This is a genomic window from Bradyrhizobium sp. HKCCYLRH3073 (genome assembly GCF_051167995.1).
Taxonomy (GTDB): Bacteria; Pseudomonadota; Alphaproteobacteria; order Rhizobiales; family Xanthobacteraceae; genus Bradyrhizobium.
In genome coordinates this window covers 1-10976 of record NZ_JBNPUD010000013.1, presented here as the reverse complement: position 1 = coordinate 10976, position 10976 = coordinate 1, and the positions used below count along the sequence as shown (strand labels likewise).

Here is a 10976-nt window from a genome sequence, read left to right as displayed (position 1 = left end):
GTCAAGAAAAACTTTCGTGGCTTGCGTTTTGACGATTAATTCGCGGTGAGTTGACGCCCGTCTCACGCCGCCCGCGCATCCTGCTTCAAGCCACGCTGGTGTGGCACTTGATGGAGGACGATATGCGCAAATCCGCTATTCTCGCAGCTGCGATCCTTGCTGCGATGCAGTTGCCGGCACAGGCAGCCAAGTACACGTGTACATTTTTTAGAGACGGCAATCCCATTGGACAGCCTTGCTCGCTCGACACGGCAACGTCCGGCAAAATGTGCGAATACAAGTTTAGCTCGACTTTGACGGGCACATGCCTGGCGCAGACGGGCGCGGTCAATTTGCTCGCCTGCTGGCTCTCCGATCCGAACAAGGCGGTGGACCTAGCTCGGGGGCAGGTAAAATCGCAGGCTGATGTTGCACATGTCCTCGCCGAGCAACCGGGATTTGCCGCTGTGGGCGCCGCATTCAGCCTTGGATCGATCTGGCCCAACAATGCTCTTGTTGCCTATCGCGAAAACTTGAGCGGCCCGACGCTGCAGGCCGGCTGTACCGAATGACGTACAGGCAGTGCCAAACTGCGGGGCCGAAGCCGCTAACGCGGCTTCGGCTTTCGGCAGATGTCTATGTTTGATCAGAACTTGGTGCCCAATCCGCAGCATTCGGAGAAACACTATGACCGACAAAGTCCGAGTTCGATTTGCGACCAATCGAAATCCCATCTCGGGTCCCGATCTGTTCGGGCCAAAGTACAGAGACAACAATCCGAAGCACTATGTCACGGGATCAATCGACGTCTACCGGCTGTCCAACCTTCCGGATACCGGTTGGGTGCCGGACTCCAATTCGGTGCAAATTGATCCGCCGATCGACGCGTCGGTGTTCCAGCCGACCACGCAAAATCACAATGACATCGTGGCGTTCGCGCAAGATCGCGTCGCCGCGGAGCTCGCATCGGCCCGCGCGTCGCAATATGGCCTGATATTGCTGCCGGGTTTCGATTCGACCTTCTTAGGTTCGATGAGCCGTGCCGCGCAGGTCATGTCAAACTACAAAGCGGCAGACATCTTCTGTTTCTCATGGCCATCCCAAGGAAAATTGGACTTGGCGAGCTACAAGGCGGATCGTGATGCGGCCGCCAAGTCCGCCAATGCCGTCGCCGACTCGCTTCGCAGGTTATTCGCCGTTCTCAGGGCGCTTAAAGCCAACCTCCCGGTCTTGCACCTCGTCCCTCATTCGATGGGAAATTATGCACTTCAAAACGCCGTTCAGCTGATACCCGCGAAAGAACGCAACACTCTGCTATTCGAAAGCGCGTTTCTGATGGCGGCCGACGTAAACTACGATGCCTTGTCGAAGGCCAACGAACTGAAGCCATTGATCACCCTTGCCAAGAAAGTTCTCGTATACAAGAACGGCGGTGACCTGGCGTTGTCGCTGTCCGGCAGCATTCTTCTCAACAACTATCCTCGCTTGGGACAGTGGGGACCGCGTGATCTGAGCAAGCTTTCCAAGACGGTCAACTCGATCGACTGCTCTGATGTTGGATCAACCCAGGGAGACGACGGCGGGTCCCACTACGGACATCAGTACTACCGTCTGTCTCCCTGGGTCCTGAACGATGTTGTTCAGGTTCTGGCTGGAATACCGGCCAACAAGATCGCGGGCCGCCTTCCCGCGATCCCCGATGAAGGAGGCCGCGCTTGGTGGATTCCGTACGATTCGGGGGCTGCATCTTCAGGACGCGGCAAGCCGCGCAAAAACGAGGGAAAGCCGACCAGACGCAAGAAGTGAGCTGAGGTTGGGTCCGGTGGCCCATGATGGTATGGGGAGTTTCGGTGACGCAATCTTCTCCTAACGGCCACGCATCTCACCCCTGCACAAACTGCCCGTCGTGCTGATTCCCCTTGCACCGTCGGGCAAATCACCTGCACATTTTCGGCCATCCCGCCCGCACTGAGAGGGGCGTATCGCGATCGTCACGGGACGTTGCGGCGGGGAGTGGTGGCCGCGGGGCGACGCAGCATCTCAATGGGGGTGCGGACGAACGTCGTTTTGCGGACGGTCAAGCCGTGTGGTCCCGACACCCCGACGCTGGTGTCTTGATTGGCGACGATTGCCGATGACGGGGGCAAGCAAGCCCGGTCCCCAGGGAGAGCGCGGAGCAGCCGTTCAAACCATCGCGCAGGGAAGGCCGGGTTGTTTCCGGCTGAGCCTGTGGTTCCTGCCCCGTGCTTTTTTTCCGCACGGGGGCCATGGGTGCCAGTCGGCACTCGGCCTTCCCTGCGCCCTCTCAATTCAAGAGGACGCCAAACTGCAGCAGAGCTCGGGCCTGACAAGTCGCGAGATCGCGGTGGCATGGGCGTCAGTAGCTGCGACGAGCGCAGGCTGTTTGACAGGGTTGATGGGAAATCAGAGAGCGCGGCTCAAGCGAGACTTGGGGGGCTCAAACGTCCGGCTTCGCCAAGAGGCTTCGCCGGACACGCTTCGCCCTGCGAGCTACTCGCGCGGCTGCGCCACGCGTAGCCCGCAGGGCGAAGCGTGGTGCCCCTGGCCGATAGTCCACTATACATGTAAGTATTTGAATATAACGTATTTTTCGGTGCCAATTATTGTCGATACCAACAGAAATACCAACAAGATGACACCCGGTAGAGCGGGCATGAAAAACTGCGGGCCCCGACGCGCACTCGCGCGCCAGCGGCGGCCTTAGGGCGTTTGGGACGGAGTTGGTCAGCGACCCTGCGCCGCTGCGCCCTGGCGGCCCGGGTATGGGCAAAGGCGGAGGTGATGAAGACGGAGACGACGCGGCGCCCGCTCTTGCTGGCATGCGCCAGCACGTTGCCCATGAGTGCACACGGCAGCGCTGCCAAGTGACGTTGAGACCCTGCTGACTGCGGCCTTGATGACCTCGTGAGCGTCCGAGATCACCAGCTTGACGCTGCGAAGCTCCCGGCGGGCGAGCTTGCGCAGGAACGCAGTCCAGAACGTCTCGGTCTCGGACGGGCCGATGTCTATGCCGAGCACGTGCGCCGTCCTCGGAGGGGAGATCTACGACAAGAGCCTGCCCCCGCGAAGGCGGGGGTGAAAGCCTTCCTCAGCCGCCCGGTCGACGGCGATTGACCCTATTTGTGGGATGGACGGCTCCGGGAAGCTCGGGAAATAGCTTCCCTTGCACAGCTTGGGGATGCGCAGCTCGACCTTGCCGGCCCGGGTTTCCGAGCGCCGCTCGCGTAGCTGTTGCGCTGCGCCAGCCACTCGGCGCTCTTGTCGCCATTGGCCGCGCCCGTCAGATCGCCAACCTCGATCTTTATCAGCCGCTGGGCGACAAATCCGATCATCTTGCGCAGGACATCGGCATCGGGGCCTTCTCCACGAGCGCACGACGGTGCATCATCTTTTCGATCATCGGTGGTCCCCCGAAACAGGTTGGCGTCAGCACCCCGACCCTACCGGGCAATCGCCGGTGACCAATGCAAACCCGTCCGCCCGCTACGGCGCTATTTGAGGGCTAGCGTGCGAAAGGGTTTGCTATACCGAGCTACACCACCTCCGGGGACACGACCATTGCCCGCGATTCAACGCGCGGCAGCACGGCGTGATATTCATCAATGCTGTCGAGGTCGATGAGTGTCTTGCCTCCCATCTTGTACGCCCTGATCCGCCCCTGCGCGATCAGTTCATAGGCCTTTGTTTTGCCGAATTTGCCATAACGGCAACCTTCCTTGAACTCGACGAGACGGCGCTGCTTAATGTTGTCGTTATCGGTTTTGCCAATTGAGGTGCCTTGATCGAGTGGATTCGACGCTTGAACAGGAAAATTGATTCTGACCACGTTGCAGATGCTCCACTCCTGGAGGACTTTGCGCGATATCGACGTGAGTAATCGTGTACGCGCGTCGCAGGCAGGGACGCTCGTGACTGCTTGAAGTTCGCAGCGCCTTCTGCCTTGCGGAATGCAGTCAATTTGCCTCCGTACGAATTTGGAAGAGCGACAATGCTTCGATGTGTGCTTCGGATACGGTGGCGTAGAATTAATCTATTTTGGCACTTTGCAACGACCTAGAACACAAGTGGGGCCGGCGAGTTGACTCCGCAGAATTCGTCCGGACATGGCCGACTACATATGGTGTCGCTGGCCGGAGGCTCTCGCGTTAGGGGCTGCCGCTTCGCGGCATCGCTATCACTGCCCCGAACGCGGGTGCCTTGTTAACCGGTCTCGCGACTGCACTCGGCCCCGGGTCCCACCGCTGGCGCGGTGACCGCTATGCTGACCCTCCTACGGGTGCCTTCTCTGTCTTCGCTCCGCTCCGGTTGATACTTAGAGCGTGCCGCAGCTACCGTCCTGGCGGGAAAGCAGGTCGCTATCGTGGTCCCGACGACGGTGTTGGCTCGGCAGCATGTGGAGACGTTCCGCAAGCGCTTTGCGCCGATCGGCATTGAGGTCGGAAGTCTGCCGCGGGTCGCCTCGACGGCCGAGGAGCGCAAGGTGCGAGAGGGACAGAGAAGCGGTGAGCTCAAGGTCGTGGTTGGGACGCTTTCGCTCGCATCGAAGGAGATCAAGTGTGCCGATCTGGGGCTCGTCATCGGCTCTCAAGGGCGACCGAGACGGAATGTTCGCTCTCTGGATTCCGGAGCTGAACCTGCCGATCGCGGAGCTTCTTCCCTCGATTATGTGCAGTCTCAAGCAGTCAGGCGCGACATCTACGCGCGCGCCGCTCGATGCCGGACCGATGATGAGCTGGAGGAGCTGCAGGACGAAACGGCGCCGCTTCGGACCGCTGCCGCCGGCGGCCAGCAACCTTTTCGCAATCGCCAAGCTCAGATGAGTTGCAGAGAGTGCGGGATCATGCGTCTCTCGACGTGGGCCGGAAGCGATTGCGGCAATGCTGCTGTCGGGGAACTGATCCGGAGGTCGTGCTCACGGTTCCTGCAGCGCGATGACACTTGGGTCATCATGCCGGGCGGAGCAACGCGCCGGTCTTGCAAAGAATCGAACAGTTTTTGGATCTGCTGGATGAAGAGCGGTTGCCACTACGGCATCTCTGATGCTCGGTATTGAGACAAACCGCACTCGACGCGCCCGTAACGAAGCCGAAGGAAATCTTCCCTTGCAAGGTATCGATCCGTCTCTTTGAAGGACGATCTCCCCGGCACCGGCGGGCAAATCGGCTAGATGGCCAAATTGAAATGGACAGGGAGGAGATCCAGGCCTCCGGCGAACTCGCACCAATTGCCTGAGCTCACAGCGTAACAGCGATGATGGGCCTTCCAGCAGAGCTCCCTATCATGACGCAATTGTTCTTGTCAGCCCACCAAAGGAGGCGTCTGATCCTGCTGACGAAGCTGCTGGGGGCATGATGATGGTCAACGCGCTCATCGTTCGCGAGACCCACCTTCCGCAATCACCAAACGGGCGTGCAGCGCAATACGTTCGCATGTCGACGGACTATCAGCGCTACTCCATCCAGAATCAGGCTGCGGTGATTGCGGCCTATGCTCACGCCCACGGGCTTTCGATCGTCAAAACCTATGCGGATCATGGCGAGAGCGGTCTCAAGATCAAGAACAGGCCGGGGCTCGCCAAGCTGATCGAAGACGTCAGCAACAGGCGGGCCGACTTTGACCATATCCTGGTCTATGACATCAGCCGGTGGGGGCGCTTTCAGGATGTCGACGAAGCCGCACATTATGAGTTCATCTGCAAGCAGGCAGGGATCAGGGTCAGCTATTGCGCTGAGCAGTTCGACAATGACGGCAGCATGCTGTCCAACATCGTGAAGAACCTGAAGAGGGTTATGGCCGCGGAATATAGTCGCGAGCTCTCGCAAAAGGTTCACGCCGGTTCATGCAGGTTTGCGCGGATGGGATTCGCGCTGGGTGGCCAAACGATGTTCGGCCTTCAGCGTGTACTCGTTGACGAGAAGCTACAGCAAAAAAAGGTGTTGGTCAGGGGAGACCGAAAGTACCTGATGACCGACCACGTCAGGCTGCGGCCGGGCGAAATGAATGATCGTGCTGCGATCGCGTGGATCTTCAGGCGCTTTACCGAATTGCGATCCGAAACAGCGATTGCCCGCGAACTCAACGACCGGGGGGCGCCCACCGCCAACGGCCGAGTCTGGAATCGGGCGATGGTGGGCAGGATTCTGCGCAACGAGAACTATCTGGGAAACATCGTCTACAATCGTCGTTCTCGCAGGCTCGGCGGTGTCTCGGTTTCCAACCCGCCAGAGGATTGGGTTCGCGGCGAAGCCGCCCTTGAGCCGACTATCGATCAAGATCTCTTCCGGCAGGTGCAAAAGATCATAGCGGAACGGCGGGTCGACCTTTCCGAGGAGGAAATGCTGCTGCGGCTGCGACAGACATTAAAGAGGAAAGGATGTCTCAGCCCCTCGATCATCAATTCGACGATTGGTCTGCCGTGCTGCAAAACATACATGGATCACTTCGGGACTCTCAGAAGGGCATATGAACTGGTCGGGTATACGCCAAGGCGGCGCTGCGACTATTTCGATGTGCGGCGCGCCTGGTCAAGTGACCTCGTGAAGCTATCGTCGCGTATCTGCGCGGAGATAAAAAGGCAGTCGGGGATCGGTGTCCGCTTCGGCAATGTCAGAGGATACGTCTATTCTGCTCCGGAACATCATCTGGTCGTCGGGTCCAAGCGCCACCTCTTTTTCCGAATAGCCTATTGGACCGCAGCATGTCGGCGAAGTGTTTCTCCATTTTGGACCGTGTCTTGCCGGCACCTGCCTGAGGGATTGATCATTGCCATCCGACTTGGCGAGCGCAACGGATCGATTCTGGATTATGTTGTTCTCCCGACCGTCGCTAACGCCAGTCTGACGATCAGATTTCAGGAGCAGGGACGCGTGGATCATGGCGTCTTGTACTTCAAGACAGAGGGCGCCCTGGCTCGTGCAGTTGCTCGTCTCGTCACCGCACGGAACCATACCGGGCGAACACGGCCGCAAGCGCTGATCCGAGCACTGAAAGAAACCCCAACCAACGAACAGGGCGCCGGCCGGCGGCGTCGATAGAACGAAGATAAAGATACGCTCCGAGCAGCGGCCCGTAGTTTCGTCGGAAGTCGCCGTTCAGTTTCGAAATATGAACAAGGTCGGACTTCGGACCTTTGTGTTCAGCCATTGCTGTCTCCCTGAATTGAGTCAGCACCCTATGAACCACTGATTTGCCCGACGGCGCAAGACAAAATTTCTGTTTTTTAGAATTTGATTCAGCGCTCGCACGGTGGGGGCTGGTTGGCGTTTCAGGCAAGAGAGGCTGGTTTTGGTATGGATGTCGTCAGCTGGCCGGGCCGGCAGAGCAGACCGGATTGTTTGAAACTTCCGGTAACATGATGACATGAATGGAAACCTCAGATAATTTGGTATCTGGGGGTGGTTCATGCGTCAGGTGTTGTTTCGCGTGTCGATCGCGGTCGCGTTGGGTTGCAGTGCGGGGTTTCCGGCTTTGGCGACCGATCTTTGGCAGTTCGATTTTACGTCCTCGCGCGGCGGCGGGCAGTTTCTGGTCAATCCGGCCAATTTCGTCATTCCGGCATCAGCTGGCTCGCCGTCCACGTTCAATGTGGTCGGGGCGAATATCACGATCGATGCTGGAGGTGTGCTGGGGACCGCTCACTACACGTTGGGGAGCTTGTCTGGGACGAACTGTACGCCGGCGGAGTGCCGGGTGATTTTCTCCGTTCCAGACGTTGTTCCCGGGTTTGGCACCTACGATGTCTTGCTGCAGCTCAACTTCGAACGGATCTGGGTGAATTGGTCTACGCCCAGTCAGCAACAGATTCAGATGTGGTTGAGCACCAATCCCACGGCAACTTTCAACTGGAACGATGTGGCTACGGCGACGCGGACGGTAGTGTCTGTTGCGCCCGGATGGCTTGCCACGCCGATCAACTCCGATTGGAACACGGCAGCGAATTGGACTGTGGGATCGGTCCCCCTTGCGACAGACACCGCCCGGTTCGGCGCCTCGACGGTGACCGCAATCGACATCAGGCAGGCAACGCAGGTGGCTGGTTTGAGCTTTCTGAGCGGCGCTCCTGCCTACACATTCAATGTGACCGGTAACTCCGGTGGTGCCGCGTCGCTGGTGATCAGTGGGGCGGGGATTGACGATCAGTCCGCCAATCGCCCGAGTTTCGTGGTCTCCGGCGTCACGGGCAATCTCGGGGCGCTCCAGTTTGCCAATTCGGCGACGGCCGGTGACGCTGTCATCACCACGGGCGCCTTTGGAGTTACGCGCTTTATCGACACCAGCAGTGGCGGCACCGCCCAGCTCATAACCAATCTCGGCGGCTCGGTCGACATCTCTGGGCTGACCTCTGGCGGGATAAGTGTTGGATCGATTGCTGGCGCCGGTAACTTTGTCCTCGGTTCAAAAGCCCTCACGACCGGATTGTTGAATACGGACACCGAGGTTTCGGGTGTCATATCTGGGGCCGGTGGCAGTCTGACGAAGGCTGGAAGCGGGGCGCTGATCCTGTCCGGCAACAACACCTATTCAGGAGGTACCCAGCTGAACGCCGGCTCTTTGGCCATTGCCAACAATAACGCCTTGGGCAGCGGAACGCTCAATATGGCGAACGGAACGAGCCTCTCTTTCGCGAACACGGCCGACTTTGCAATCGGCAACGGGATTCAGGTCACAGGGAGCGGACATTTTGCGGCGCCGGCAGGCACGACGCAGACCGTCCAGGGGACGATCTCGGATGGAGGGTCTGCTGGAACGCTGGTGTTCGACGGCGTTGGAACAATGGTCCTGGCCGCTGCCAACGCCTACACCGGCGGTACCGTGATCAACGCGGGCACCTTACGTCTTTCGGGCAGCGGCACGCTCGGTGCGGCCAGCGGATCAACGACGGTCGCAGGCGGAATTCTCGACCTTGGCGGAACCATTCAGACGCAAAATGGAGGTGTCTTCCTGACGGGTGGGACGGTCAGAAATGGTGCGATCGCGTCCAATACAGACTTTGTCGTTCAATCCGGCACTGCAGACCTTGATCTCAGCGGTGCCGGCGGTCTCACGAAAACGGGCGCGGGTACGTTCGTCCTCGCTGGGACGGCGAGCTACACCGGAGCAACGAATATCAACGGCGGCGTGTTCCAAGTAGACGGAGCGCTCACTGGGACGTCGGCAGTCAACCTGAATTCCGGGATGATAACCGGCACCGGGACAATTGATCCCCTGACGGTCAGCATCAATAGTGGCACCGTCCTCGCGCCCGGAAACGGCACAGCCGGGAGTTCGATGGCGATCGTGGGGAATCTCGCATTTCAATCTGGCGCGATCTATCTCATTCAGCTCAATCCGACAGCCTCGAGTTTCGCCAGTGTCAGCGGCACGATGACGGCGGGCGGGGCAACGGTCGATGCAATCTTTGCTGCGGGAAGCTACGTCGCCAAGCGCTATACAATTCTGTCCGCCGGTGGCGGCGTCAGCGGGACGTTTGCTTCCCTCGTGAATACCAATCTCCCGGCTGGTTTCAAATCCGCCCTCAGCTATGACGCAAATGCTGCTTATCTCGACCTATCGCTTGATTTCGTTCCGGCAAGCGCGCCGAACTACGGTGGCGGCCTGTCCGCGAACCAGCGGAATGTTGCCAACGCACTGACGCGGTTCTTCGATACGACCGGCAGTATTCCGCTCGTGTTTGGCACACTTTCGCCTTCAGGACTGACCCAAGTATCGGGAGAGCTCGCGTCAGCTCCGCAGCAGGCTACGTTCAATGCGATGGGGCAGTTTGTCAGCCTGCTCGGGGATCACGGTCAGGCCGGAGGCGACGGCGGTGGCGAAGTTGCCCCGCTGGCCTATGCCGAGGCTGGCAGGACACCGAGTCGGCCGGCGGGGAACGCGTTTGCGTTGATGAGCAGGCAACCAGAATCGCTTGAGCCGCGCTGGAGCGTTTGGGTTGACGGATTTGGCGGGTCGCAGTCGACGGATGGAAGCGCCGGAGCCGGATCAGCTCACTCCACCAGCCGGATCTACGGGACTGCGGTCGGGGCAGAGTACGCATTGACGCCGGCCACGATCGCGGGATTTGCTCTCGCGGGGGGCGGCACAGGGTTCAGTGTCAACGCTCTCGGAACAGGGAGATCTGATCTGTTTCAGGCTGGCGCCTATGTTCGGCACGTCCAAGGGCCGGCCTATCTGAGCGCAGCCTTGGCTTACGGTTGGCAGGATGTAACGACAGATCGCACCATAGCCGGTGTCGATCGGTTGAAGGGGTCGTTCAAAGCGAACGCCTATTCTGGACGCGTTGAAGCAGGCTATCGCCTGTCGGTGCCCTTGATCCGCAATTTCAGTCTGACGCCCTATGCAGCAGGCCAGGCCACCCATCTGGATCTGCCCCAATACGCCGAGCAGTCGGTCGCTGGCGCCTCCGTATTCGCCCTGAGCTATTCCGCCAAGCGAGTGACAGATTACCGGACTGAAATAGGACTTCGGACCGGCCTGTCCTTGGGGAACGAGGATGGCGAGTTCAGCTGGCGAGGCCGCGTCGCCTGGGCTCATGACTTCAACTCGGACCGCAGCATCGCTGCAACTTTCCAATCACTGCCGGGGGCAAGCTTTACCGTCAGCGGCGCGCGGCCGGCGCCAAATGCTGCTTTGACCACTCTGGGTGTAGAGCGACATTGGCGCAATGGCTGGTCCGCGGCTGCGACCCTCGACGGAGAGTTCTCGACCAGCACACGTTCCTATTCCGGTAGAGCTTCCATGCGCTATGTCTGGTGACCGAGGCGTCGCGGGAATGGATGAGGCGGATCATCGGGGACTAGGCGCGTGACCCCAAACTCAATGTCGTGATGGAAACGCGATGTCCACTTTAGCCGTTAGAGCGGCCGAAGTTGTGCTGCAGCGTGAATGGTCGTGAGGGGCCAGAGGACTAAACCGCTCGCGCGGTAGGGCACGACGGCCGGCAGCACGGCTGAGAGGATAGCGCAGCGAGGCGTCCTGTC

6 protein-coding genes and 1 pseudogene are annotated in these 10976 nt (G+C 59.6%); 5 read left to right on the top strand and 2 right to left on the bottom strand.

Annotated features, from left to right (window positions below; all coding sequences use genetic code 11):
• Positions 1–122: 122 nt before the first annotated feature.
• Positions 123–551, top strand: coding sequence for a hypothetical protein (locus ACQR1X_RS25760; protein WP_434899876.1), 429 nt, complete (start codon positions 123–125; stop codon positions 549–551).
• A 115-nt stretch (positions 552–666) separates the two neighbouring features.
• Positions 667–1785, top strand: coding sequence for an alpha/beta hydrolase (locus ACQR1X_RS25755; RefSeq protein WP_434899875.1), 1119 nt, complete (start codon positions 667–669; stop codon positions 1783–1785).
• A 905-nt stretch (positions 1786–2690) separates the two neighbouring features.
• Here ACQR1X_RS25755 and ACQR1X_RS25750 read toward each other — a convergent pair.
• Both ACQR1X_RS25750 and ACQR1X_RS25745 read right to left on the bottom strand, forming a co-directional pair.
• Positions 2691–3400: pseudogene (locus tag ACQR1X_RS25750) on the bottom strand (transposase); the annotation flags it as partial.
• Between the two features lie 132 nt (positions 3401–3532).
• Positions 3533–3826: an excisionase family DNA-binding protein gene (locus ACQR1X_RS25745; protein WP_434899874.1), complete on the bottom strand. Its 294-nt coding sequence runs from the start codon at positions 3824–3826 to the stop codon at positions 3533–3535.
• A 534-nt stretch (positions 3827–4360) separates the two neighbouring features.
• Between ACQR1X_RS25745 and ACQR1X_RS25740 the strand changes: the two genes are divergently transcribed.
• The 3 genes from ACQR1X_RS25740 to ACQR1X_RS25730 all read left to right on the top strand — a co-directional run bounded on the left by ACQR1X_RS25740 (position 4361) and on the right by ACQR1X_RS25730 (position 10752).
• Complete coding sequence (locus ACQR1X_RS25740) at positions 4361–5053, top strand: hypothetical protein (RefSeq protein ID WP_434899873.1); 693 nt, start codon at positions 4361–4363, stop codon at positions 5051–5053.
• A gap of 295 nt (positions 5054–5348) precedes the next feature.
• Entirely contained in the window at positions 5349–7034 is a 1686-nt protein-coding gene (locus tag ACQR1X_RS25735) for a recombinase family protein (protein WP_434899872.1), read from the top strand.
• Positions 7035–7401: 367 nt separating this feature from the next.
• A complete protein-coding gene (locus ACQR1X_RS25730; RefSeq protein WP_434899871.1) occupies positions 7402–10752 on the top strand; it encodes an autotransporter outer membrane beta-barrel domain-containing protein in 3351 nt (1116 codons plus the stop codon).
• The last annotated feature ends 224 nt before the right edge of the window (positions 10753–10976 follow it).

What these genes read in the sequence shown, in the direction of transcription:
- ACQR1X_RS25735 (WP_434899872.1), top strand. Translation starts at nt 5,349, where the DNA reads ATGATGATGGTCAACGCGCTCATCGTTCGCGAGACCCACCTTCCGCAA.
- ACQR1X_RS25730 (WP_434899871.1), top strand. Translation starts at nt 7,402, where the DNA reads ATGCGTCAGGTGTTGTTTCGCGTGTCGATCGCGGTCGCGTTGGGTTGC.
- ACQR1X_RS25760 (WP_434899876.1), top strand. Translation starts at nt 123, where the DNA reads ATGCGCAAATCCGCTATTCTCGCAGCTGCGATCCTTGCTGCGATGCAG.
- ACQR1X_RS25755 (WP_434899875.1), top strand. Translation starts at nt 667, where the DNA reads ATGACCGACAAAGTCCGAGTTCGATTTGCGACCAATCGAAATCCCATC.